Below are 22,882 nucleotides of genomic sequence, written 5' to 3'. Positions count from 1 at the left end.
CGCCCTCGCCGGCGGAAGGTTCTTACGCGGTGGTTACGAAGGCGCCAGAAGGTCGCGGACGATCGGCGCCAGCGCCCGGAAGGCGCGGCCACGATGGCTGATCGCGTCCTTCTCCTCGGGCGCGAACTCGGCCGTGGTGCGTGTCTCGCCGTCGGGGACGAAGATCGGGTCGTAGCCGAACCCGTTGGAGCCGCGCGGCGTGGTGACGATGTGTCCCGGCAGGACGCCTTCGACCACGCGTGACTCCCCCGACGGCAGTGCCAGTGCGGCGGCGCAGGTGAAGCGGGCGGTCAGCAGGTCGGCGGGCACGTCGGAGATCTGCCTCAGCAGCAGCTCCAGGTTGGCCCGGTCGTCGCCGTGGCGCCCCGACCAGCGGGCCGAGAACACCCCCGGCATGCCGTTGAGCACGTCGACGCAGAGACCGGAGTCGTCGGCGACCGCGGGCAGCCCTGAGCCCTGGGCCACGGCGTGCGCCTTGAGCAGGGCGTTGGCCTCGAAGGTGACGCCGGTCTCCGGCACGTCACCGATGGAGGGGAACGCGTCCAAACCCACGACCTGGAGGTCGGCGAACTCCGACAGGATGCGTCGCAGCTCAGCGATCTTGCCCGTGTTGCGGGTCGCCAGCACGATCTTCACCGGCCCAGTGCCTCCTGCTGGATCAGCGTGAGCTCCTCGCATCCGGTCACGGCGAGGTCGAGCAGCTGGTCGAGCGCGCCCCGGTCGAACGGCGTGCCCTCGGCGGTGCCCTGCACCTCGACGAAGCTGCCCGTGCCGGTCATGACGACGTTCATGTCGGTCTCGGCCGCGACGTCCTCGGTGTAGCAGAGGTCGAGCATCGGCACCGAGCCGACCACACCGACCGACACGGCCGCCACCGAGCCGACGAGCGGGTCGCCCGGGCACATCCTGCGCTCGCGCATCCATCCGATGGCGTCGGCCAGGGCGACGTAGGCGCCGGTGATGGCGGCTGTCCTGGTGCCGCCGTCGGCCTGCAGCACGTCACAGTCGAGCAGGACGGAGTTTTCGCCCAGGGCCTTGTAGTCGACGCAGGCCCGCAGCGAGCGGCCGATCAGCCGGGAGATCTCGTGTGTGCGTCCGCCGATCCTGCCGCGGACGGACTCGCGGTCGTTGCGCGTGTTGGTGGCGCGCGGCAGCATCGCGTACTCGGCCGTCACCCAGCCCTGGCCGCTGCCCCTGCGCCAGCGCGGCACGCTGTCCTGGACGGAGGCCGCGCAGAGCACCCTCGTGCCGCCGAACTCCACCAGCACCGAGCCCTCCGCATGGGTGAGCCACTGCCTGGTGATGGTGATCGGGCGGAGCTGGTCGGGGCCGCGGCCATCCTGTCGAGACATGCAGATCACCCTATCTCCGCATCGCCATACTCTTGACCGATCGAGTCCGACACATGGATCCTTACGCAATGACAACGGGGGTGTTGCGGAGCCCTGATTTTCGCAGATTTCTCGGCTCACACGTGGCCAACGAACTCGGGGTCAACATTTCGCGTGTGGCGCTTCCTCTGGTCGCCGTGCTGGTCCTGCATGCCGGCGCGCTGGAGGTGGGCCTGCTGTCGGCTCTGCAGACGGCGGCCTTCCTGCTGATCGGCCTGCCCGCGGGCGTCTGGGTCGACCGATGGCGCAAGCGGCACGTGATGATGGTCGCCGACCTGGCGCGGGGGTTGCTGCTGGCGAGCATCCCGCTGACGTACACACTGGGGTTGCTGTCGATCGGGCTGATGTTCGCGGTCGCGCTGCTGGTGGGGATGGTCCAGGTCTTCAACGACGTGGCCGACCAGACCTACCTGCCCGAGCTGATGAGCAAGGACGACCTGAGCAGCGGCAACTCCAAGCTGGAGTTCGTCCGGGCCGGGGGTTCCCTGGCCGGTCCCGGCCTGGGCGGTGTGCTGGTGCAGTTGCTCGGCTCGCCCGTCACCATCCTGGCCACGGCCCTGACCTCGTTCGGCTCGGCGCTCCTCCTCGGCTCGATCAAGGCCTCCGACCGTCTGGCGCCGCCCGCCGGGGAGCGTCCGGGCATGTGGCGCGGCATCCGCGAGGGGCTGGTGTTCGTCTGGGAGGACCGGCTGTTACGCACGATCACCGCCACGACCGCCGGCACCAACCTCTGCCTCAGCGCCGTGCTGGGGCTGTCGGTGCTGTTCCTGGCCGAGGTGGTGAGATTACCGCCCGGGGTGATCGGCGTGCTGCTCATGTCGGGCGCGGTCGGCGGCCTGCTGGGCGGCCTGACCGGCGGATGGTTGTTCAAGAGGTACGGCACGGCCCGGGTGACCTGGCTGGCCATCGCCGTGACCTCGCCCTTCGGCTTGCTGCTGCCGATGACGCAGGCCGACTGGCGGATGTCGTTCTTCAGCATCACCTCGATCGCGCTGTCCTGGGGCGCGATCCTCTACAACGTGGGGCAGCTGACCTACCGGCAGACGGTCGCGCCGGAGCACATGCTGGCCAGGGTCAACGCCACGGTGAGGTTCGTCGTCTGGAGCACGATGCCGCTGGGGGCGTTGCTCGGAGGGCTGGTGGCCCAGCAGATCGGGGTGCGGCAGGCGCTCTGGGTGTTCATGGGCGGCCGGCTGATCTCGTTCGTCCCGCTGTTGTTCTCACCGTTGCCGCGGCTGCGCGACTTCACGCAGCTTCAGGCCAAGTCGTAGACGGTGCCGCTCCTGGCCAGGTCGATCGGGCCGCCGTAGCCGCCGCGGCAGGCGTCGTCCAGGATTCGGGCCTGGTCGTTCCAGGGCACGAGATGCGTGAGCACGAGCCGGCCGGCGCCCGCCTTCGCAGCGTGCTCGGCGGCCTGACGACCCGTCAGGTGCAGGCCGGCGGGCAGCCCCGGCTGGTCGACGAAGGACGCCTCGCACAGGAACAGGTCGGTGTCCTCGGCCAGCTTGACCAGCTCCGGCGACTCGCCCGTGTCGCCGGAGTAGGCGACGCTTCGCGGGCCGTGTGAGACGCGGAACCCGTACGCCTCGACCGGGTGGTTGACCAGGCCGGCCGTCACGGTGAACGGCCCGACCCCGAACGTGCCCGGCCGCAGCCGGGTGAAGTCGAAGGCGGTCTCCAGGCCCGGCTCGTCCGGCATGCCGTAGGCGGCGGCCAGCCGGCGCGGCGCGTCGGCCGGCGCGTGGACGGGCACTCGCGGGTACGGCGCGTCGGGCCCGTACGTGCGCACCACGTGATAGCCGCACAGGTCGAGGCAATGATCGGCGTGCAGGTGGGTCAGGCAGATCGCGTCGACGTCGTAGAGGCCGATATGCCGTTGGAGCGCTCCCAGCGCTCCTGTGCCGAAGTCCAGCAGCAACCTGAAGCCGTCGGCTTCGAGCAGGTAGCAGGACGCGGGGCTGTCAGGACCGGGGAAGCTCCCCGAGCAGCCGATGATGGTCACCTTCATGTGGGCCTCCGTTAGAGGTAGTACCCCCCACCGGTGTGACTTCGACCGCGTCGATCTCCGGGCCCAGGAAGCGGCGTCCGAGCTGGGCGAACAGGGTGGAATCGCCGGTGGCGCGGAAGCGGTGCCGGGGGGTGGCGTCGCTTCCGGCCGCCAGGTCGCGGTCGTGGAGGATCCGATAGACGTCCTTGGCCGTCTCGTCGGCGCTGGAGACCAGCGTGACCCCGTCACCGGCGACGTAGGAGATGGCGCCGGTGAGCAGTGGGTAGTGGGTGCAGCCGAGGATGAGCGTGTCGCACTCGGCGTCCTGGATGGGCCGGAGGTATTCGCTCACGACCTCGATGAGCTCCGCGCTCGCCGTCTCTCCTCGTTCGACGTACTCGACCAGGCGTGGGGCGGCCACGCCGGTGAGACGCACGTCGGGAGCGGCGGTGAAGGCGTCGTGGTAGGCCATCGACTGGATGGTCGCCCGCGTGGCGATCACGCCGACCCTGCCGGTGCGGGTGGCGCGCACCGCGCGCCGGGTGGCCGGCTGGATCACCTCGACGACCGGCACGTCATAACGCTCGCGGGCGTCGCGCAGCACGGCGGCGCTGGCACTGTTGCACGCGATCACGAGCATCTTGACGTCGTGCTCGACGAGGTGGTCCATCACCTCGAGCGCGTAGGCGCGCACCTCGGCGATGCGTTTGGGGCCGTACGGCTGGCGGGCGGTATCGGCCACGTAGGTGATGGACTCATGCGGCAGCTGATCGATGATCGCCCGGGCGACCGTCAGGCCGCCCACCCCGCTGTCGAAGATCCCAATGCTCGCGTCCGGCACCCTTCAGAGGGTAGGCGACCTGCCGGATTCTCACTGCGTAAGAATGCTCACAGTGCTCGTTCGTGTCACCCGCGTCCCACGCGGGCCAGCTGGCGTGACTGCGCGACGAGCCGCCCTGCGGAGTCCCAGACCTCGACGTCCTCGTCGAACCAGCCGTCGGAGATGAGGCGCCCGCTGCCGATCAGCGTGAGCCAGCCCGGGGCCGGCAGCGCCCGCAGGTGCCAGGTCAGGTCGACGGTCGGCGCCCAGCCCCGCGCGCCCGCCGAGAACACCACGGGCGGCAGCGCGTCGACGGCGAGGGCCAGCACGTAGGGGTCGGGGTCCTGGGGCTCGGACATCCTGAAGTAGGCCCGGGACTCGGGCCGGCCCGTCGGCTCGCCGTTCAGCCAGCCGATCGTGGGCGGGTCGAAGCGCATCTCCATGCGGGCGTTGAGCGTCATGTTGGACTCGGGCTTGGGGTCGGGCAGCTTCACGCACTCCTCGGGGGGCGGCATGACATATCCCATTTCTTCGGCGTACGCGGGCTGGGCGTCGCCGAGCGTGGCCGTGGTGACCAGGCTCTCGATCTGCGCCACGCCGTCCTGGACGAGCGTCGCCCTGGTGAAGGCCACGGTCCTGCCCGCCTTGAGCTGCTCGACCACGACCCGCGCGGGGCCGGCGGTGGGCGCCCGGTGAAACTGCGAGGTGGTGCTGACGGGGTGCTCGAACGGCGAGGAGTCGGCCACCGCGCGCAGGATGACGGCCATCAGGTATCCGCCGTTGAGCGGGCCGCCGATCGCGTACCCAGGATCAAGGCAGACGTCGTAGGTGGTCTCGTCGACCCGGATCGCCTGCGTGGCCTCGTCGAACTTGGTCATCCGCCCTGCCTTTGAATCCGAACTTTATTCTAGTAGCCCCATACTCTACGGCATCCATCCATCAGCGCGCCTACCAGGGAAAACGTGCTCCGGATGGGACAGTTCGAGCATGGCAAGTGTCTCCGAACTCATCGGGCAGTCGGTGTGGGACGTGGACGGAATATGGGTCGGTCACGTCGTCGACATCCGCGTGATCCGCCACCGGGGCGAGTTGCAGCGCAGCCAGACCGTCTACGGCCTCGTGGTCTCGGCCAACCGGGGGCCGATCATGCTCGGCCTGACCCGCGAGCGTCCCGGACGCCGCGGCTGGCTGTCGCGGCTGGTGGCGCGCATGGTCTACGCGGGATGCACGTTCGTGCCCTGGTCGGCCGTGGACGACTACGGCGAGGGCGAGGTCCGCCTCAGCGCGGGCCGAAAAGAGCTCACAAGGGCATGAATCCAGACTTCAGCACATTGCAAGCGCCTGTCTAGCAACATCAGCTACCTTCACTGTGGTCATAAGTCCACATTGTGAGTTGAGTGATGTCTGCGAATAATCCCCCTAGTGGCCAGGATCCTGACCGGACCACGGCATACCGTTGGAACCAGGAGCAGCAGCCGGCGAACCCGCCGACGACGCCGCTTTCGCCGGGCCAGCCGTACCCGCCGCAGCAGCCCTACCAGGGCCAGCAGCCCTATGGCCAGCAGCCGCAGTATGGACAGCAGGCGTCCTCGGGACAGCAGGCTCCGTACGGGCAGCAGGCGTCCTACGGCCAGCCGGACTACGGGCAGCCGGACCATGGACAGGCCGCCTACCAGCAGCAGGCCGGCTACGGCCAGCACCCGTACGGCCAGCAGCCGACCGAGCAGCAGTCTTTCGGCCAGCAGGCTTATGGCCAGCAGGGTTACGACCAGCAGCCCTATGGCCAGTCTTATGGCCAGCAGGCTTATGGCGGCCAGCAGCCTCATGGTCAGCAGTCCTATGGTCAGCAGCCCCCCACCCAGCAGGACCCGTACGCACAGCAGCCGCAGTACGGCCAGCAGCAGTACGGCCAGCAGGACCAGTACGCGCAGGCCGGTTGGCAGCAGCAGGGCCCGGAGGGCTTCGGCCCCGCCGAGCCGGCGAAGAAGGGCCGCAAGGGCTGGATCGTCGCCATCGCGTCCGCGCTGGCCGTGGTGCTGCTCGGCGGCGGCGCCGTGTGGGCCGTGGGCGCGATCGGCGGCGGCGGCACGCAGCCGCACGAGGTGCTGCCGGCCGCCGCCGTGGCCTACATCCGGCTCGACCTGGACCCGGCCGCCAACCAGAAGGTGGCGCTGTTCCAGCTGGCCAAGAAGTTCACCGTCACCAAGGACTCGTTCTCCGGCGAGGACCCGCGCCAGGCGCTGTTCGACGCGATCAAGAAGAGCGACAAGAGCGTCGCCGACATCGACTTCGCCAAGGACGTCGACCCCTGGCTGGGCAGCAGGATCGGCATGGCCGTGCTGCCTCCGGCGGCGGGCGCCAAGGAGCCGGGCGTCGCGGTCGCCGTCCAGGTCAAGGACGAGGCGCAGGCCAAGGCGGGCATCGCCAAGCTGATGGGCGAGGAGAAGGTCGGGATCGCCTTCCGCGACGACTACGCGCTGCTCGCCGCCACGCAGGCGGAGGCCGACAAGTACGCCGCCGCCGAGGGCAGCCTCGCCGACAACGCCGACTTCAGCGACGACCTGGACGCGCTCGGCGAGCAGGGTGTCCTGTCCTTCTGGGGTCACCTGGGCAAGCTCGCCGGGCTGGCCGAGGCCGACATGTCGGCCGAGCAGACCAAGGCGCTGGAGCAGGTCAAGAACGCCCGGTTCGCGGGCGCGCTCCGCTTCGACAGCGCCTACGTCGAGCTGGCCGGCGTGGTCCGCGGCATGGAGGGGTTCACCGACGGCGACCTGCGGGCCGCCGACCTGGGCACGCTGCCGGCCAGCACCGCGGGCGCGCTGTCCATCTCGGGCCTCGACCAGGTCATCACCAAGAAGTGGGCGGAGATCGAGCAGTCGGCCGCCGCCGCCCCCGGCGGCGAGCAGTTCAAGCAGTTCGTGGACCAGGCCAAGCAGACGTACGGCCTGCAGCTGCCCGACGACCTGGCCACCTTCCTGGGCAAGAACCTGACGGTCGCGGTCGACAGCGAGGGCCTGGACAGCGACCAGATCAAGGGCGGCGTCCGCATCGTCACCGACCCGGCCAAGGCCCAGGCCGTGTTCGACAAGGTCCAGCAGGCGATCACGTCCAGCGGCCAGCCTGTGCCGCAGGTCGCCAAGGTCGCGGGTGACGAGACGTTCACCCTGGCCACGTCCGAGGAGTACGCCAAGCAGTTGTCCGCCGAGGGCACGCTGGGCGAGAGCAAGACCTTCACCACGGCCGTCCCCGACGCCGACTCGGCGACCTTCGCCCTGTTCGTCGACCTGGACAAGGTGGAGAAGTACTACCTGGAGAGCATGAAGGGCGACGAGAAGGCCAACGCCCAGGTCCTGCGGGCCATCGGTCTCAGCGGCAAGCAGACCGCCACCGAGGGCACGTTCTCCCTCCGGGTGCTGTTCAACTGATGCGCGTCAGCTGATGCGCGAAGTTTGATGCGCGACACGCGAACGGGCGGCCGGTCTGTCACCGGCCGCCCGTTTCGTCGTTGTAGCGACTCGCGTCGTTGTAGCGACTCGCGTCGTTGTAGCCACTCGCGTCGTTGTAGCCACTCCGCCATCGTCGTGACGCCTTGCCGCCGTCGGGCGACTTGCCGCCGTCGTGAGGCGACTACGCCCAGAGCTGGCCTTCGAGCCTCTCCTCGGCCTCGTCCAAAGTGCCCTCGTAGGCCCCGGTGGACAGGTATTTCCACCCGCCGTCGGCCACCACGAAGACGATGTCGGCCCGCTCCCCCGCCTTGACGGCCTTGCGGGCCTCGCCCAGGGCGGCGTGCAGCGCGGCCCCGGTGGAGACGCCCGCGAAGATGCCCTCGGCCGACAGCAGCTCGCGGGTGCGGCGCAGCGCGTCGGCGGAGCCGACCGAGAAGCGCGTGGTCAGCACGGACTCGTCGTAGAGCTCGGGGATGAAGCCCTCGTCGACGTTGCGCAGGCCGTAGACCAGCTCCCCGTAACGCGGCTCGGCGGCCACGATCCGCACGTCGGGCACCCGCTCGCGCAGGAACCGCCCGACGCCCATGAGCGTGCCGGTCGTGCCGAGACCGGCCACGAAGTGGGTCACGCCCGGCAGGTCCTCGAGGATCTCCGGACCGGTCGTCTCGTAGTGGGAACGCCAGTTGGCCGGGTTGCCGTACTGGTAGAGCATCACCCAGGACGGGTTCTTCGCGGCCAGTTCCTTGGCCACCCGGACGGCCTCGTTGGAGCCGCCGGCGGCGGGCGAGGAGATGATCTCCGCGCCCCACATGCGCAGCAGCTGACGCCGCTCCTCGGAGGTGTTCTCGGGCATCACGCAGATCAGCTTGTAGCCCTTGAGCGTGGCCGACATGGCCAGCGAGATGCCGGTGTTGCCGCTGGTCGGTTCGAGGATCGTGCAGCCGGGGGTGAGCACCCCGTCTTTCTCGGCCGCCTCGATCATCCACAGCGCGGGTCGATCCTTGATCGACCCGGTCGGGTTGCGGTCCTCGAGCTTGGCCCAGACCCGCACGTCCGCGGAAGGCGAGAGCCGGGGAAGACCGACGAGCGGCGTGCGGCCGACCGAGTCGATCAGTGAGTCGAAACGCATGTCACCCGCCGGCGACGGCCGGAAGAACGGTCACCGTGTCGCCATCGGACACGGGTGTGCCGAGCCCGCCGAGAAACCGGACGTCCTCGTCGTTGACGTAGACGTTGACGAAGCGGCGCAGGGCGCCCTGCTCGACGAGACGCTCCTTGAGACCCGGGTGGCGGGACTCCAGGTTGCTGATGAGCTCGTCGAGGGTGGCGCCCTCGGCGTCGACGGCCTTGGCGCCGTCGGTGTAGTTACGCAGGATGGTCGGAATGCGGACCTCGATGGCCATCGCCGTCAGTCTCCTTGGATCACGTCGTCGTCCCATCGGCAGCAACCCGATGGCTGGATGCGAAATTCCAGCTCAACGACAGTCGTAGAGGACGACAGCCGGAGTGTGCGCAAAACGATAACTCTGCACAGGCCGGACCATCATGGGACAAACCTTACCTCTTCTTCGGTGATCTCGCCGTCCACGATCCGGTAGGAGCGGAACTCCACCTTGTCCTCGTCTCTGGTCGAGACGAGCACGTAGTGGGCGTACGGCTCGGAGGCGTAGGCCACGTCGGTGCGCGACGGGTAGGCCTCGGTGGCCGTGTGGGAGTGGTAGATCACCACGGGCTCCTCGTCGCGCTCGTCCATCTCGCGCCAGACGCGGAACTGCTCCATCGAGTCGAAGCGGTAGAAGGTGGGCGACCGCTCGGCGTTCTCCATCGGGATGAACCGCTCCGGGACACCGTCTCGTCCGGCGATCACGCCACACGCCTCATCGGGGTGGTCGGCCCGCGCATGGGCAACGATCTTGTCCACGAGTTCCTGCGGGATCGTCAGCATGCCCCGGAAGCTACCAGAGGGCTCGGACCAGGGTGTCCTGGAGGTAGGTCAGCCAGTCGTAGGTCACATAGGCCGGGTAGCGGGGGTCGTCCTCGGACATCATCGCGATCTCGTCGTGGATCTCCTCGGTCACCTCCAGCTTGGTGCCGAGCGCCAGCCGCACGTCGTTGAGGGAGCGCAACCACGCCTGCGCCTGCTCGGGCGTGAGCTCGCTGCGCCCCGGCCTGGCGGTGTCGAGCATGGTCTGGGCGTCGGCCCGCTTGCCGTCGCGCAGCGTCGCCTCGGTGTAGCGGCGGAACTCCGCCGACTCGTCGGGGTCCTGGTAGGCCGAGGGGAACAGCCGCGCGAGCACCGGATCGTCCGGCGCCTTGCCGCCGACGGCACCGATGCCGAGGGCGCGTTCGAGCGGGTCGTCGCCGGTCTCGCCCGGCGCCACGAGGCCGAGCACCTGCGCGACGAGCGAACGCAGGATCGAGACCTCCGCCGACTCGAAGTCGGCGACGACGACCCCGCCACGGCCCGAAGAGAATCCCGAACTCACCCGTGCCGCCTTACTTGACCGAATCCGGCTGGAGCGTCGCCCACAGGCCGTAGGAGTGAAGAATCTGCACATCGCGTTCCATCTCTTCGCGCGTGCCGCTGGACACCACGGCCTTGCCCTTGTGGTGGACGTCCATCATCAGCTTCTCGGCCTTTTCGCGGGTGTAGCCGAAGACGGTCTGGAAGACATAGGTCACGTAGGACATGAGGTTGACCGGGTCATTCCAGACGATCGTCACCCATGGCAGATCGGGCCGGACGTCCGTTGACGGACGCTCGACGGCGATTGGAGCGGTGCTACCCACATCCCCCATCCTGCCCTACCTCAGCCGTAGTCTTCGAGTCGTGACGATGACCATGAGCACTGCGTTGCTCACAGATCACTATGAGCTGACAATGTTGCAGGCCGCCCTCCGAAGTGGAGCCGCCTCCAGGCGCGCGGTCTTCGAGGTTTTCGCCCGGCATCTCCCCGGTGGCAGGCGGTACGGCGTCGTCGCCGGAACCGGACGAGTGCTCGACGAGCTGGATCGATTCCGATTCGGTGACGAAGAGCTTACTTTTCTGCGGGACAACCAGGTGGTCGACGAATCCACCCTGGCGTATCTCGCCGACTACCGCTTCTCCGGCGACATCTGGGGTTACGCCGAGGGCGATCTCTACTTCCCCGCCTCCCCGATCATGGTGGTGGAGGGCACGTTCGCCGAAGCCGTGCTGCTGGAGACCTTGATCCTGTCGATCCTCAACCACGACTGCGCGATCGCCTCGGCCGCCTCCCGGATGCGCAACTCAGCGGGCGGGCGCCCGCTCATCGAGATGGGCTCGCGCCGCACCCACGAGCGGTCCGCCGTCGCCGCCGCCCGCGCCGCCTACCTCGCCGGCTTCGCCTCGACCTCCAACCTGATGGCCGGGCACGTATACGGCATTCCCACAGCCGGTACGGCGGCGCACGCGTTCACGCTGCTGCACGATTCGGAGAAGGCCGCGTTCGAGGCCCAGGTCGCCTCGCTCGGCCCCGGCACCACGCTGCTGGTCGACACCTACGAGGTGGCAGAGGCGGTCCGCACCGCGGTCGAACTGGTCGGCTCGAAGCTGGGCGCGGTCCGCATCGACTCGGGCGACCTGGGAGCGGCGGCGCAGGAGGTGCGCGAGCAGCTCGACGCGCTCGGCGCCTTCAACACCCGCATCCTGGTCACCTCCGACCTCGACGAGTACGCCATCGCCGCCCTGGCCGCCGCCCCGGTCGACGGCTACGGCGTGGGCACCTCACTGGTGACCGGATCGGGCGTGCCCACGGCCGCGCTGGTCTACAAGATGGTGGCCCGCGAGACCGCCGGGGGCCGGATGGAGCCCGTCGCCAAACGCTCGGTCGGCAAGCCGTCGCGCGGCGGCCGCAAGGAGGCGTACCGGCTGCTCGACGAGACCGGCCGGGCGGAGACGGAGCTGGTCACCACGTCGGGCCTGGTGCCGGAGGACGGCATCCCGCTGCTGCGCGAGCTGGTGCGCGACGGCCGGGCCGTCGGCGCGGAGCCGCTCTCCGCAGCCCGCGAACGGCACGTCGAGGCGGTCGCGCTGCTCCCCGCGGACGCGTTGCACCTCGCACGAGGGTACGCGGCGATCCCCACGGAGTTCGCCTGACGTATCGTGCTTCGTATGGGCACCGCGCTGATCATCGTCGACGTTCAGAACGACTTCTGCGAGGGCGGCAGCCTCGCCGTGGCGGGCGGATCGGAGGTGGCGGCGGCGATCACGCGGCACGTGGCGGCACACGGCTACGACCACGTGGTGGCGACCCGCGACTACCACATCGACCCGGGCCACCACTTCTCCGACCGGCCCGACTACGTGTCCAGCTGGCCCCCGCACTGCGTCGTGGGCACGCCGGGCGCCGACTTCCACCCGGCGCTCGACCTCGGCGCGGTGGAGGAGGTGTTCAGCAAGGGCGCCCACGAGGCGGCCTACAGCGGGTTCGAGGGCTCCTCCGGTGACGGGGTGAGCCTGGGCAGCTGGCTGTACGAACGCAAGGTGCACGAGGTCGACGTGGTCGGCATCGCCACCGACCACTGCGTCAGGGCCACGGCGCTCGACGCCGTCAAGAACGCGCTGGCCGTACGCGTGCTGCTCGACCTCACGGCCGGGGTGGCCCGCTCGACCACGGACGCCACCGTGGCCGAGCTCGACAACGCCGGTGTCACCCTGCACGGGGCGCCCGTCGTCGGCTGACGCGTATACGCATGGCATGCGCACATCCACATGATGGTCAAGGCGTCACCGGGCCGCCACGCCGCCGGAGTAGGACGGAGACTCATCTGTCCTCGTCCTCGTGTGAGGTGTCATGCCCGCCTTCTCCCTCGGCCTGGCCTGGCTGGTGCTCGGCCCGCTCAGCCTCTGGGTTCTCGTCCGCGGCCGTAATCCGGCCCGGCTCGGCGCCCTCCTGACGGTGGCGGCGCTGGAGGTGGCGACGATCACGACGGAAGCCCACTCGCCGCTGGAGGTCGTGGCCCACGACATGCCCTCCGTACCCGACCAGGCGGTGTGCGCGGAGCGCCGGCCGGTGCCCGAGTCGGCTCGGCTGGACGGCCGGCACGACGGCCTGGCCCTGTCGTGGCCCGCGGCCCCCGGCGAATGCGCGACGGCCAGGGTCGTCGTGCGTCACGACGGCAGGAGGCTGCGCGTCTGGGTGCGCGAGGGTCCGCCGGAGGGCGAGCACCGCGGAGAGCCGTACGTCGGGCACGGGGAGGCCCGGCCGGCGGGCGCGCCCCGGACCCTGCCGGTGCGCGTCGAGCACGGCGCCGCGTCGCTGGTGGTGCCGCTCGACGGCGGGAGCCACTACGTGCCGGTCGACGGCCGCACCGGGCGCCGCATCCCGAGCGAGGGCCGGGACGTCGCGGCGCGCCACGAGGCGCTCCTGGCGCGTCCCGGCGCGATGCCGGGCCCGGGTCATGACGGCGCGGCGCGTCCCTAGGGCGTCATCGCGCATCTCAGCGCGTCGTCGACGTCGTCGTACACCTCGAACGCGTTGCGCAGGCCAGTGATCGACAGCACCCGCGCCATGACCCCCCGGACCCCGCCCAGGAGCAGCCGGGTGCCTCTGGCCTCGCACTGCTGCATCACCTCGACCAGCGTGTTGACCCCCATGGAGTCGCAGAAGCCGACCTCGCCCAGGTCCACGATCATGAACGGGGTCGCGGGGAGCTCCCAGATCCGCTTCAGATGCTCGCGCAGCAGCGGCAGCACGTACACGTCGAGCTCGCCTTCGAGGCGGAGGATCGATGCGTTGGGGACGAGACCGGATGTGACGACTAACGTCGATTTGCCCGTGGCCCCAAACGACATAGGCAACGCCCTTCCCGCTCACCAGTAGCCAAAGTGGTTGTTACCGGTTCTGCCCCGTCCTAATCAGAAGGTCACGGGTGTGTGACCGAACGCGTATGGCCACAGGGGGCACACGAACGCGGCGTCGAGGTGATCGAGATCGAGGGCTTCGAGCTCGGCAAGGGTCGCGGCGGCGCCCACTGCATGACCTGCCCGATCGAGCGGGACGGCATCTGACCCGCCGTCCCGCCCGTGCCCGGATGGCGAAGGCTGTCAGCGCCGCTGGGTGGCCCACTGGCGGATCTTGCCGATCCGTTCCTGGATCTGCTCGGCCGTGGCCTGGGCGATCGGCGGGCCGCCACACGCCCGCCGGAGCTCCGAGTGGATGACCCCGTGCGGCTGCCCCGTGCGATGGTTCCACGCGCCGACCAGGCCGTTGAGCTCGCGCCGCAGCTCGGCGATCTGCTCGTGCGGCGCCAGCGTCGCGGTGGCCGGGGACTCCGGCTGCCTGCGCCTGGCCGCCTGCTGGTCGGACTGGCGTTTGCGGAGCAGGGTGGCCACCTGGTCGGGCTCCAGCAGCCCCGGCAGCCCGATGAAGTCTTCCTCCTCGGCCGAGCCCACCTCGGCGCCGGTGCCGAACTCGCCGCCGTCGAACAGCACCCGGTCGAACGTCGCCGACGTCTCCATGGTCTCGAACGGCAACTCGTCACCCAGGACGTCAGGGTTGTCCTGCTTGCGGTTGGCCTGCTCCAGCAGGCTGTCGTCGAGCCCGTCCTCGGGCGGCCTGCGGTTGAGGACGTGGTCGCGCTCGACCTCCATCTCGCCCGCGAGCCCCATCAGGGTCGGCACCGAGGGCAGGAAGACCGAGGCCATCTCGCCCCGCTTGCGGGCCCGCACGAACCGGCCCACGGCTTGGGCGAAGAACAGCGGGGTGGAGGTGGAGGTGGCGTAGACCCCGACGCACAGCCGCGGGATGTCGACGCCCTCCGACACCATGCGGACCGCGACCAGCCAGCGATCCTGGGACGCCGCGAAGGCCTTGATCTTCTTGGACGCCCCCGGGTCGTCGGACAGGACCACGGTGGCGCCCTCGCCGCTGATGGACCGAAGGTGGCGGGCGTAGGCGCGGGCCGTCTCGTGGTCGGTCGCGATGACCAGGCCGCCCGCGTCGGGAACGCCCCGGCGGACCTCGGTGAGCCGCCGGTCGGCGGCCTGCATGACCTGGCGGATCCAGTCGCCCTTGGGGTCGAGCGCGGCGCGCCAGGCCTGGGAGAGCTGGTCCTTGGTGAGCGGGGTGCCGAGTGTGGCGGCGATCTCGTCGCCGGCGCGGGTGCGCCACCTCATCTCGCCGGAGTAGGCCAGGAAGATGACCGGCCGGACCACGCCGTCGTCGAGCGCCGGACCGTAGCCGTAGGAGTAGTCGGCGACGCTGCGCTTGAGGCCCTCGACGTCCTCCTCGTAGCCGACGAACGGGATCGGGTTGTCGTCGGACCGAAACGGTGTGCCGGTGAGCTGGAGCCGGCGGGCGGCGGGCTCGAACGCCTCGCGGATGCCGTCGCCCCACGACTTGGCGTCGCCCGCGTGGTGGATCTCGTCGAAGATGACCAGCGTCTTGCGCGCCTCGGTGCGCGCCCGGTGGAGGGCGGGGTGCATGGCGACCTGGGCGTAGGTCACCGCGACCCCGATGTAGTCGCGGGAGGTGGCGCCCTGGCTGTTCTTGAACTCGGGGTCGATGCTGATGCCGACCTTGCCCGCGGCGTCGGCCCACTGGCGCTTGAGATGCTCGGTGGGGGTGACGATGGTGATCGCCCGGATCACCCCGTTGGCGATCAGCTCGCTCGCGATGCGCAGCGCGTAGGTGGTCTTGCCCGCGCCCGGCGTCGCCACGGTGAGGAAGTCACGCGGCTCACGGGTGAAGTAGAGGTCGAACGCCTCCTGCTGCCAGGCCCGCAACTTGGGAGCGGTGCCCCACGCGGCACGGTCGGGATAGGAAGGCGACAGGTGGGATGCGGCGAAGGTGCTCACCGCATCACCTCTGGGGTTGGTGTGCTTCGCTTTCTCACAGTGACCCAAGAGTAATCGGGGCCACCGACAAGACGTGCCGTGCACCGCGAATCCTGGCCAAGGTCATCGTTGCGTGCTATTGGCCGTACATGGCTCATCGCACGCTCGCCATCAGGCCGTCGAGCACCTGCCTGCGTGCGGTTTCCTCGGGCTGGAGCAGGCCCACCAGGAGCACTCCCCGCTCGTCGCGGGTGAGCAGGATCACCCGGAGGTAGGCGGGCCTGTTGACCACGTCCTGATACTCGGCCCGCAGCGCCCGGGTGTGTCCCCGGGCCAGCTCCTTGTCCTCCACGACGCTGACCCGGTCGCCCTTGAGCAGCAACCGGGAGTAGAGCTCGGCCGCCTCCACCGCGGCCTGCCGGGCGTCGTCCACGGTTCCGGGAACCGGCCTGGCCATGATCAGCGAGCCGGCCGAGTCTCTGGCGACCGAGGTGAACCCTGTCACCGGCGGCACCGCCCCCTGCCGCCACCCGGCGGGCAGCGGGACCGACACCCCGGCCAGCGAGTCGTCCAGGCGCCCGGTCTCGGGCCGGGGCTCGGCGAGCCGCAGCACCGCCATGACCAGCGCCGTGACCAGTGCCGAGGCGGCCAGCAGGGCGAGCAGCGCCGCCGTGCGCCGCCGCCATGCGCGTCCCCTGACGCGCCTCGGCAGCCCGGGGTCGGCGGGTGAGCCGTAGTAGCGGGCGGAGGGGGGCAGCGACTCCCAGGACGGTCGCGTGCCGCCGTGCTCGATCGCGCGACCGGCCGGCCGGCTGATCCGCGGGTTCCACGCCTCGTCGTCGTCACCAGGGGAACGGGCGGGCCGGGCGGGCTCCTCGTCGTCCCACTCCGGCTCCGGTGGAGGACGGCGATGCCTGGGGCCGGGACCTACGGGCCAGACACGGCGATCATCCTCCATGACACCTCCCTGTCCCGCTGTCCTATCACTCCTTCGGGCGGCGATCAGGGAATCCGTGATCGTTGTGACGCGAGGTGCGGAATCACACTCGACGGGCGCGGGACTCAGCGGGCGCGGGGCGCGAGGAGGGTGGCCGCCAGGGCCACGACGGCCATGAGGCAGGCGATGACGACGAAGCCGCGAGCGATCTGCTCCGGGCTGTGACCGATCACGTTGATCAGCGCCCCGCCGATCCCCAGCGCCAGCGCGGACCCGAGCATGTCCGTCACCGACAGGGCCGCGCTGTTGGCCCCCTGCTCGTTGACCGGCGACTGCTTGAGCGCGGTGACGCTGACCGTGGCCATGCCCAGGCCCATTCCCAGGCCGGCCACGACCCACGCGGGCACCGCGACCCACCCGGTGACCCCGGGGACCACGGCCAGGATCGTCAGCAGGATCCCGGCCACGACGCAGGCCGCCCCCAGCCTCATCCGCTTGTACGGCTCGACCTCGCGCCTGCTCTGCAGGTAGGACCCGGTGGACCAGCCGAGGGCCCCGGTGGTGAGGGCGATGCCGGCGGCCGTGGGGCCGAACCCCTTGACCGACTGCAGGACCAGCGGGATGAACGAGTTGACGCCGAAGAAGGCCGCCGAGAACAGGCCGCGCAGCATGATCGTGGTGGGCAGGCCATGGCCGAAGCGGAGCGCGCCCGGCGGCAGCAGCTTGATCAGCCCGTACACGAGGAAGACCGCCGCCACGATCACCGCGACGACGCTCGGCACGGGTGAGGTGCGCAGCTCGTCCACCCCGTACAACAGCACGCCGGCTCCCCCGGCGGTCGCGGTGGCCGCCAGCGTCATCGTGAGCGGCCTGGAGCGGGGGCCCGACGAGAGCGTCCACTCCTCCTCGTCCGGTCGCCTCCTCAGCGACGGGAGCAGCATCATCAGGGCGGGCACCACCAGCGGGACGATGCCGAAGAACACCCAGCGCCAGCCCCACTCGTCGGCGACGACCCCGGCGATGGCCGGGCCGATCATGGCGGGCACCACCCAGGCGGCCGACGTCGCCGCGAAGACCTTGGGCCGCACGTCCGGCGGGTAGACCCGGGCGATCATGACGTAGATCGCCACGATCGTGCACCCGGCCCCCAGCCCCTGTACGGCCCGCGCGACCAGGAACACCTCCTTGCCCCCCGCCGCGCCCGCCAGCCCCATGCCCGCCACGAAGAGCGCCATCCCGATCAGGAACGGCACGGCGTAGCCGCGGCGGTCGGCCCAGAGGCCGGACACCACGTTCGCGAACAGGCTGGCGATGAGGAAGGCGGAGAAGCTCACCCCGTACAGGTTGAGCGCGTCGAGCTGCTCGGAGATCTCCGGCATGACGACGCCGACGGACATGCCCTCGAAGGCGACCAGCGTCATGACGAGCAGGATGCCGAGCGTCGCGGTACGGTACGCCGGGCTGAGAACGCCCGGGGGTTTGTATGGAGTGTCGACTGCCTTCGCTGCTGTCACGCCGACATCCTAGACGCGCCTCTACACGGCGGTGCGCAGCCTCTGGTCGCGATAGACCACCCACATCTGGCGCATCCGCGCGGACTGCTCCCGGGTGAACTCTCGCATGCACCGGTCGTAGCCGTAGTCCATGTAGTTGTGGATCGGGTCGGTGCCGCCGCGCTCGCAGGTGTCCTTGAACTGCGGGCAGCCCTCGGTGGGCCTGGCCTCCGGCGCCGTGTCGTCGACCCCGTCGCCCGGCTGGAGGCAGCCGTTCTCGAAGGTGTGGAAGAGGCCCAGCCAGTGGCCGATCTCGTGGACGCCGGTGTAGCCGAGGCTGTAGTCGGTCAGCGGACCGCCCGGCATCGTGCGCCAGTCGATGACCACGCCATCGGACGTGGGGCCGCTGTTGTACCAGTAGGGGTAGGTGGAGAAACCGAGCACCCGGTTGTCGAGCTGGGTGATGTAGAGGTTGAGGGTTTCGGGTCCACCCCTGCGCAGCGCTGTCTTCATCGGCGACTCGTTGGTTATCGGATCGGTGAACCAGGCGGAGTTCTCGGTGACTTCGGTGCCGGCGAGGCGGAAGCGGATGCCGGTGTCGGCTCCGCCGAAGCGCCCGGAGTAGGCGGAGGTGAGCGTGGTGAGCTGCGCCTTGACGCTGCGATCGGGGACCCGGGTGATGCCGTCGGTGAGGATGTGCACCCAGATCGGCACCGTCACCGAGGCGGGCGGCGCCGTGCCGCCGAGCCGCGCGTCGATCTCGCTGAGGACCCCGGCCACGTCGCTGGGCCTGGGCGCCCTCGGCTCGGGCTCGCGCGGGTCAGGGTGTTGCCGGGCCGCGCCCGGAGCCACGCAACCGGACGCGGCCAACGCCACGGAGTCCAGGCGGAGCGGCGGCGTGAGCGTGGCGGTGAACAAGCATGCCAAAGAGACCGCGGTCGCGCGCCTGGCCATACATCCCCCGTAAACGATATGAGCAGGTCTGATTACAGACCGTAGCCCTACCGGGGAGGATCACAGGGGAGCAACACTCACTGCTTGTCGTCGTCGCCGCCGCCCGGTGGGAGCCCCTCGTAGATCTCCTTGCACTCCGGGCAGACCGGATATTTCTTCGGATCGCGGCTGGGCACCCAGATCTTGCCGCACAGGGCCCGGATGGGTGTGCCGGTCACCATGCTCTCAGTGATCTTGTGCTTGTCCGCGTAGTGGGAGAACCGCTCGTGGTCGCCGTCACCGTGTGACGTCTGCGGCGTGGTTTCCTGCTTTGGAAGGATCTTCGTGCTCACCTCACCGATTTTATGCCCGCCGGCGAGCGCTCCCGCTGGCGCGGTTCGTCCCCAAAGGGATACGGCTCCCGCCACGAGGGCGGGAGCCGTATCCGGGACGAGCGGGGTCAGCCCATGTGAGCCGGCGCGCCCTCGGACTTGCGGCCCGACCTGACGAACAGGGCCAGGCCGGCGGTCAGCAGCGCGACGGCGGTGCTGACCAGGAAGGCCAGGTGCATGCCGTCCATGAACGCGCTGTTGACGGCCGGGCCGACCAACTGCCTGATCTGCTCGGGTGTGCCCTCCGGGAGCCCGCCGAAGGCGGCGGCCTTCTCCAGCAGCGTCATCTGCGCCGGCGGGATCTCCTGGGCCGCCGGGCCGAGGTAGCCGGGCAGCTTGCCGGAGATCTCACCCGCCATGACGGCGCCGAGGATCGCGGTGCCGAGCGCGCCGCCGACCTGCATGGCCGACTGCTGCAGGCCACCCGCGACGCCACTGAGCTCGAGCGGGGCGTTGCCCACGATGATCTCGGTGGCGCCGACGAAGACCGGCGACAGGCCGAACGCCAGCAGCACGAACGGGATGGAGGTCTCCAGGAAGGAGGCGTCGATGGTGAGCTGCGACATGAGGAACATCGAGACGGACGTGATCAGCAGGCCCGCGGTCATCGTGATCTTCGGACCGAGCCTGCCGAGCAGCATACCGGCCAGCGGCGAGGCGACGATCATGCCCGCGCTCATCGGCAGCATGCGCATACCGGCGTCGAGCGGGCTCAGGCCGTGGACGCCCTGGAAGAAGAAGCCGAGGAAGAACATCGCGCCGAACATGGCGAACGTGACCATCATCATCAGCAGGGTGCCGATCGAGATCGAGGCGTTCCTGAACAGCGAGAGCGGCACCAGCGGCTGCTTGGCCTTGCTCTGCCAGAAGATGAACGCGGCGATGAGCACCGCGAAACCGGCGAGGAAGCCGACCGTCCTGCTGTCGCCCCAGCCCCACTCGGGAGCCTTGATGATCGACCAGACCAGCGCGAACATCGCACCGGACAGCAGCACCACGCCGCCCCAGTCGATGCGGGCCATCGTCTGCACCCGGTGCTCCTTGATCAGGAACAGGCCCATCAGCAGGGCGATGATCCCCACCGGCGCGTTGATGAAGAAGACGGACTCCCAGCTCACCTTCTCGACCAGCAGCCCGCCGATGATCGGACCGGCGGCGCTGGACAGGCCGATGATGGCGCCCCACGCCCCCATGGCCTGGTGAAGCCTCTCGCCGGGGAACGCGCCACGCAGCAGCGCCAGGGCGGCGGGCTGGAGCAGCGCGCCGAACAGGCCCTGCAGCACGCGCAGGCCGATCAGCGCCCCCACCGGGGTGACGCCGGGAACGACCTCGGCGAGTTCGGCGCTGAGGCCGATGCCGACCGAGGTGAGAGCGAAGCCGACCACGCCGATCAGGAAGACGCGCTTGTGGCCGAACAGGTCACCCAGCTTGCCCGCCGTGATCAGGAACACCGCGAGGGCCAGCAGGTAGCCGCTGGTGACCCACTGCAGGTCGGACAGGGAGGCGCCCAGATCCTTCTGGATGACCGGGTTGGCGATGCCTACCACGGTGCCGTCGAGCATCACCATGATGACGCCGAGGCTGACCGCGAGCAGCACCAGCCATGGGTTGCCGCCGGTCCCCGTTCTGCCGGGGCCCGGCGACGACGGCGCGTCGACCGTCGCGTGAGCCATGAAAATCCCCCTCAACACACACCCCAAGCAGGGGCAAACGTCTCTTAAGCCTCGGGTAATCTATGTCAGCCAGTGACACATGACAAATGGATTTTATTCGTCAGTTCATGACTTATGGCACACTATGACAGGCAGGTTTCGAGGGAGTGACATCTGTGGGGCTGCGGGAACGCAAGAAGACGAAGACGCGCCTGGCGATCCTCGACGCGGCACTCGACCTGTTCCTCGAACAAGGGTACGACTCGACCACGATCGACCAGATAGCGGGGTCGGTCGAGATCTCCCCGCGCACCTTCTTCCGCTATTTCACCGGCAAGGACCACCTGGTGCTCTGGTTTCACGACCAGGGCACGGAGATCATGATGGACACCCTGCGGACCCGTCCCGCGGACGAGCCCCCCTTCACGTCACTGTCACACGCGTTGCGCGCGGTGCTCGACGACATGGAGGGCTCAACGCCCGATGACGCCGCCCGGTTCCTGAAGTTGCACCAGGTTCTGGACGGCAATCCGCGCCTGGTGGGTCTCTCGGTGGGCAAGGCCGCGGAGGCCGAACGTGTCCTGGCCCGCGAGATCGCCTCCCGCAGAGGCGTCGACCCCGACTCCGACCGGCTGTCGCACCTGGCGGTCGCGTTCGCCATGTCGACGCTGCGGGTCGGCTTCGAGTGCCCGCGGCGTGACGTCGACGACCTGCACGAGATCGTACGGCGGATGCGGGAGACGATCGAGCTGACCCAGAGCCTCATGCGGCCCGGCTGGGACGCCTAGTTGAGCGTCGGGTCGTCGGGGCAGGTCGCCACGAAGGCCAGCTCTCCGGCCTGCCGCCGGAGCACGTGACGCCAGAGCGACCCGGGATCGGCGTGGAAGGTGTCGCCGGCCTCGGAGTCGACGACGTACCAGGCGCCCTCGGCGATCTCGCTCTGCAACTGCCCGGAGGTCCACCCCGCGTAACCGGCGAAGATGCGCATCTGCGCGATCTCTCCCTGCAGGATCTCGGGCGGGGCGTCGAGATCGACCGTGCCGAGCCGCGAGACGGCGGGCGTGCCGGCGTGGAGCCGGCGCCAGCCGAGCGGCTCCGCCCCACTCGGCACCGCCGCCAGCGCCAGCGCGCTGTCGGTCTGCACCGGGCCTCCCTCGAACAGCACCGGCGGGCCCGTCACCAGCGGATCCCACACCGGCAGCACCTGCGTCACCGAGATCTCGCTCGGCCGGTTGAGCACCACCCCGAGGGTGCCGCCGTCGAGGTCGTGTTCGAGGATGAGGACGACGCTACGCCGGAAGTTGGGGTCGTCGAGGAGCGGCGTCGCCACCAACAACCCGCCAACGTAGATCGCTTCGGCCATACATCCATCATGATGGGTCAACCGCCCATCTCGCTCCCCCGCTCCAACGACGTTACTCTACGCAATCAATTGGGCACTATATGGAGCAAAGATCAGCATCGTCGTGGAGCCCGATCATGCGCACCGCAACCCGACTCAGCCTGACCGCACTGTTCCTGGCCGTCCTGCCCCTGGCCGTGACGCTCCTGCTGCCCGCCAAGGCGGGGGCCTGGCCGGACTTCGACGACCCGATCACCATGTCGGTCGACCGGATCAGCTGCCGCACCGGGCAGGTCTCGGTCGCGCTGCGCAACCGCACCCGTCACCCGGCCCGCTTCGACCTGCGGGCCGGCTCGTCCACCGTGGTCGCCGGCTCCGTCGACGGCTACGACACCGTCAGGCAGAACATCACCGTCCAGCGCGGCGACAGCGTGCGGATCAAGGCGTACTCGATCGGCGGCTCACGAGGCGAGACCCTGGTCAGCTCGGCGCGCGCGGAGAACGACTGCCCGCAGGGCTGGCGTCAGGAGCAACTACCGTTCACCGGGCCGCCGCTCGCCCTCCTGGCCAAGGTGGCGACCGCGGTCGCGCTGCTCCTCATGGGCGGAATCCTGTGGTGGTACGGGTCGGTCTGGCCCAGGTCCGGCCACCCGGGCCCGCTGACCACCCGCCGCTCCTCCTGACCGGA

Annotated in this window: 26 protein-coding genes and 1 pseudogene; 9 read left to right on the top strand and 18 right to left on the bottom strand. The window is 69.7% G+C overall.

The features are described 5' to 3' along the window. Positions 1 to 33 precede the first annotated feature (33 nt). On the bottom strand, positions 34 to 636 hold the full coding sequence (gene rdgB, locus AB0C16_RS15265; protein ID WP_357682880.1) for an RdgB/HAM1 family non-canonical purine NTP pyrophosphatase: 603 nt from the start codon (positions 634 to 636) through the stop codon (positions 34 to 36). Then, on the bottom strand, positions 633 to 1,352 hold the full coding sequence (gene rph, locus AB0C16_RS15260; RefSeq protein ID WP_357682878.1) for a ribonuclease PH: 720 nt from the start codon (positions 1,350 to 1,352) through the stop codon (positions 633 to 635). Before rph ends, rdgB begins: the two co-directional genes overlap by 4 nt. A gap of 53 nt (positions 1,353 to 1,405) precedes the next feature. On the opposite strand from rph, the gene AB0C16_RS15255 reads away from it, so the two are divergent. Beyond that, entirely contained in the window at positions 1,406 to 2,662 is a 1,257-nt protein-coding gene (locus AB0C16_RS15255; RefSeq protein WP_357682876.1) for an MFS transporter, read from the top strand. Here the strand turns inward: AB0C16_RS15255 and AB0C16_RS15250 are convergent. The 3 genes from AB0C16_RS15250 to AB0C16_RS15240 all read right to left on the bottom strand — a co-directional run bounded on the left by AB0C16_RS15250 (position 2,647) and on the right by AB0C16_RS15240 (position 5,076). Next, positions 2,647 to 3,399 (bottom strand): MBL fold metallo-hydrolase, encoded by a 753-nt coding sequence (locus AB0C16_RS15250; RefSeq protein ID WP_357682874.1) that lies wholly within the window; start codon positions 3,397 to 3,399, stop codon positions 2,647 to 2,649. The genes AB0C16_RS15255 and AB0C16_RS15250 overlap by 16 nt on opposite strands. Continuing rightward, a complete protein-coding gene (gene murI / locus AB0C16_RS15245) occupies positions 3,353 to 4,219 on the bottom strand; it encodes a glutamate racemase (RefSeq protein ID WP_357682873.1) in 867 nt (288 codons plus the stop codon). The genes AB0C16_RS15250 and murI overlap by 47 nt, the downstream gene beginning before the upstream one ends. 65 nt (positions 4,220 to 4,284) lie before the next feature. Next, entirely contained in the window at positions 4,285 to 5,076 is a 792-nt protein-coding gene (locus AB0C16_RS15240; protein WP_357682871.1) for a thioesterase family protein, read from the bottom strand. A 109-nt stretch (positions 5,077 to 5,185) separates the two neighbouring features. Here AB0C16_RS15240 and AB0C16_RS15235 point away from each other — a divergent pair, with 109 nt between their 5' ends. Next, complete coding sequence (locus AB0C16_RS15235; RefSeq protein ID WP_357682869.1) at positions 5,186 to 5,512, top strand: hypothetical protein; 327 nt, start codon at positions 5,186 to 5,188, stop codon at positions 5,510 to 5,512. Positions 5,513 to 5,598: 86 nt separating this feature from the next. After that, positions 5,599 to 7,623: a DUF3352 domain-containing protein gene (locus tag AB0C16_RS15230; protein ID WP_357683060.1), complete on the top strand. Its 2,025-nt coding sequence runs from the start codon at positions 5,599 to 5,601 to the stop codon at positions 7,621 to 7,623. Between the two features lie 202 nt (positions 7,624 to 7,825). On the opposite strand, the gene AB0C16_RS15225 is transcribed toward AB0C16_RS15230, so the two are convergent. The 5 genes from AB0C16_RS15225 to clpS all read right to left on the bottom strand — a co-directional run bounded on the left by AB0C16_RS15225 (position 7,826) and on the right by clpS (position 10,443). Next, positions 7,826 to 8,773, bottom strand: a complete 948-nt coding sequence (locus AB0C16_RS15225) for a cysteine synthase (RefSeq protein WP_357682867.1) — start codon at positions 8,771 to 8,773, stop codon at positions 7,826 to 7,828. A gap of 1 nt (position 8,774) precedes the next feature. Further along, positions 8,775 to 9,047 carry a MoaD/ThiS family protein gene (locus tag AB0C16_RS15220; RefSeq protein ID WP_357682865.1) on the bottom strand — a complete coding sequence of 91 codons (273 nt, stop codon included), beginning with the start codon at positions 9,045 to 9,047 and terminating at the stop codon, positions 8,775 to 8,777. Positions 9,048 to 9,187: 140 nt separating this feature from the next. Continuing rightward, the gene (locus AB0C16_RS15215) at positions 9,188 to 9,589 is read right to left on the bottom strand and encodes a M67 family metallopeptidase (RefSeq protein WP_357682863.1); all 402 of its coding nucleotides are present in this window, start codon (positions 9,587 to 9,589) and stop codon (positions 9,188 to 9,190) included. A 10-nt stretch (positions 9,590 to 9,599) separates the two neighbouring features. Next, positions 9,600 to 10,130, bottom strand: a complete 531-nt coding sequence (locus tag AB0C16_RS15210; protein ID WP_357682861.1) for a DUF2017 domain-containing protein — start codon at positions 10,128 to 10,130, stop codon at positions 9,600 to 9,602. A gap of 10 nt (positions 10,131 to 10,140) precedes the next feature. Continuing rightward, positions 10,141 to 10,443, bottom strand: a complete 303-nt coding sequence (gene clpS, locus AB0C16_RS15205; RefSeq protein WP_185089642.1) for an ATP-dependent Clp protease adapter ClpS — start codon at positions 10,441 to 10,443, stop codon at positions 10,141 to 10,143. Between the two features lie 31 nt (positions 10,444 to 10,474). Here clpS and AB0C16_RS15200 point away from each other — a divergent pair, with 31 nt between their 5' ends. The 3 genes from AB0C16_RS15200 to AB0C16_RS15190 all read left to right on the top strand — a co-directional run bounded on the left by AB0C16_RS15200 (position 10,475) and on the right by AB0C16_RS15190 (position 13,091). After that, positions 10,475 to 11,764, top strand: a complete 1,290-nt coding sequence (locus AB0C16_RS15200; protein ID WP_357682859.1) for a nicotinate phosphoribosyltransferase — start codon at positions 10,475 to 10,477, stop codon at positions 11,762 to 11,764. Positions 11,765 to 11,779: 15 nt separating this feature from the next. Beyond that, a complete protein-coding gene (locus tag AB0C16_RS15195; protein WP_357682857.1) occupies positions 11,780 to 12,349 on the top strand; it encodes an isochorismatase family protein in 570 nt (189 codons plus the stop codon). A gap of 112 nt (positions 12,350 to 12,461) precedes the next feature. Beyond that, positions 12,462 to 13,091 carry a hypothetical protein gene (locus AB0C16_RS15190; RefSeq protein ID WP_357682855.1) on the top strand — a complete coding sequence of 210 codons (630 nt, stop codon included), beginning with the start codon at positions 12,462 to 12,464 and terminating at the stop codon, positions 13,089 to 13,091. Here the strand turns inward: AB0C16_RS15190 and AB0C16_RS15185 are convergent. Beyond that, positions 13,088 to 13,462, bottom strand: a complete 375-nt coding sequence (locus AB0C16_RS15185) for an STAS domain-containing protein (RefSeq protein WP_357682853.1) — start codon at positions 13,460 to 13,462, stop codon at positions 13,088 to 13,090. The two genes, AB0C16_RS15190 and AB0C16_RS15185, sit on opposite strands and share 4 nt — an antisense overlap. A gap of 114 nt (positions 13,463 to 13,576) precedes the next feature. Between AB0C16_RS15185 and AB0C16_RS15180 the strand changes: the two are divergent. Next, a pseudogene (locus AB0C16_RS15180) lies at positions 13,577 to 13,678 on the top strand (arginine deiminase family protein); the annotation flags it as partial. 36 nt (positions 13,679 to 13,714) lie between these two features. Here the strand turns inward: AB0C16_RS15180 and AB0C16_RS15175 are convergent. The 6 genes from AB0C16_RS15175 to AB0C16_RS15150 all read right to left on the bottom strand — a co-directional run bounded on the left by AB0C16_RS15175 (position 13,715) and on the right by AB0C16_RS15150 (position 20,873). Then, the gene (locus tag AB0C16_RS15175) at positions 13,715 to 15,466 is read right to left on the bottom strand and encodes a DEAD/DEAH box helicase (RefSeq protein ID WP_357682851.1); all 1,752 of its coding nucleotides are present in this window, start codon (positions 15,464 to 15,466) and stop codon (positions 13,715 to 13,717) included. A gap of 133 nt (positions 15,467 to 15,599) precedes the next feature. Next, positions 15,600 to 16,403 (bottom strand): hypothetical protein, encoded by an 804-nt coding sequence (locus tag AB0C16_RS15170; protein ID WP_357682849.1) that lies wholly within the window; start codon positions 16,401 to 16,403, stop codon positions 15,600 to 15,602. A 104-nt stretch (positions 16,404 to 16,507) separates the two neighbouring features. Continuing rightward, positions 16,508 to 17,896 carry an MFS transporter gene (locus AB0C16_RS15165; protein ID WP_357682847.1) on the bottom strand — a complete coding sequence of 463 codons (1,389 nt, stop codon included), beginning with the start codon at positions 17,894 to 17,896 and terminating at the stop codon, positions 16,508 to 16,510. 21 nt (positions 17,897 to 17,917) lie between these two features. Further along, entirely contained in the window at positions 17,918 to 18,829 is a 912-nt protein-coding gene (locus AB0C16_RS15160) for a zinc metalloprotease (protein WP_357682845.1), read from the bottom strand. Between the two features lie 77 nt (positions 18,830 to 18,906). Next, positions 18,907 to 19,161: a DUF3039 domain-containing protein gene (locus AB0C16_RS15155; RefSeq protein ID WP_357682844.1), complete on the bottom strand. Its 255-nt coding sequence runs from the start codon at positions 19,159 to 19,161 to the stop codon at positions 18,907 to 18,909. 107 nt (positions 19,162 to 19,268) lie between these two features. Further along, positions 19,269 to 20,873 (bottom strand): DHA2 family efflux MFS transporter permease subunit, encoded by a 1,605-nt coding sequence (locus tag AB0C16_RS15150; protein ID WP_357682842.1) that lies wholly within the window; start codon positions 20,871 to 20,873, stop codon positions 19,269 to 19,271. A gap of 155 nt (positions 20,874 to 21,028) precedes the next feature. On the opposite strand from AB0C16_RS15150, the gene AB0C16_RS15145 reads away from it, so the two are divergent. Then, positions 21,029 to 21,640 carry a TetR family transcriptional regulator gene (locus AB0C16_RS15145; RefSeq protein ID WP_357682840.1) on the top strand — a complete coding sequence of 204 codons (612 nt, stop codon included), beginning with the start codon at positions 21,029 to 21,031 and terminating at the stop codon, positions 21,638 to 21,640. Here AB0C16_RS15145 and AB0C16_RS15140 read toward each other — a convergent pair. Further along, positions 21,637 to 22,215, bottom strand: coding sequence for a YqgE/AlgH family protein (locus AB0C16_RS15140; RefSeq protein ID WP_357682838.1), 579 nt, complete (start codon positions 22,213 to 22,215; stop codon positions 21,637 to 21,639). The genes AB0C16_RS15145 and AB0C16_RS15140 overlap by 4 nt on opposite strands. A 116-nt stretch (positions 22,216 to 22,331) precedes the next feature. On the opposite strand from AB0C16_RS15140, the gene AB0C16_RS15135 reads away from it, so the two are divergent. Beyond that, on the top strand, positions 22,332 to 22,877 hold the full coding sequence (locus tag AB0C16_RS15135; RefSeq protein ID WP_357682836.1) for a hypothetical protein: 546 nt from the start codon (positions 22,332 to 22,334) through the stop codon (positions 22,875 to 22,877). The last annotated feature ends 5 nt before the right edge of the window (positions 22,878 to 22,882 follow it).

Source organism: Nonomuraea sp. NPDC048916 (genome assembly GCF_040649575.1).
Lineage (GTDB): Bacteria > Actinomycetota > Actinomycetes > Streptosporangiales > Streptosporangiaceae > Nonomuraea.
This window is presented reverse-complemented; position numbering and strand designations above follow the sequence as displayed.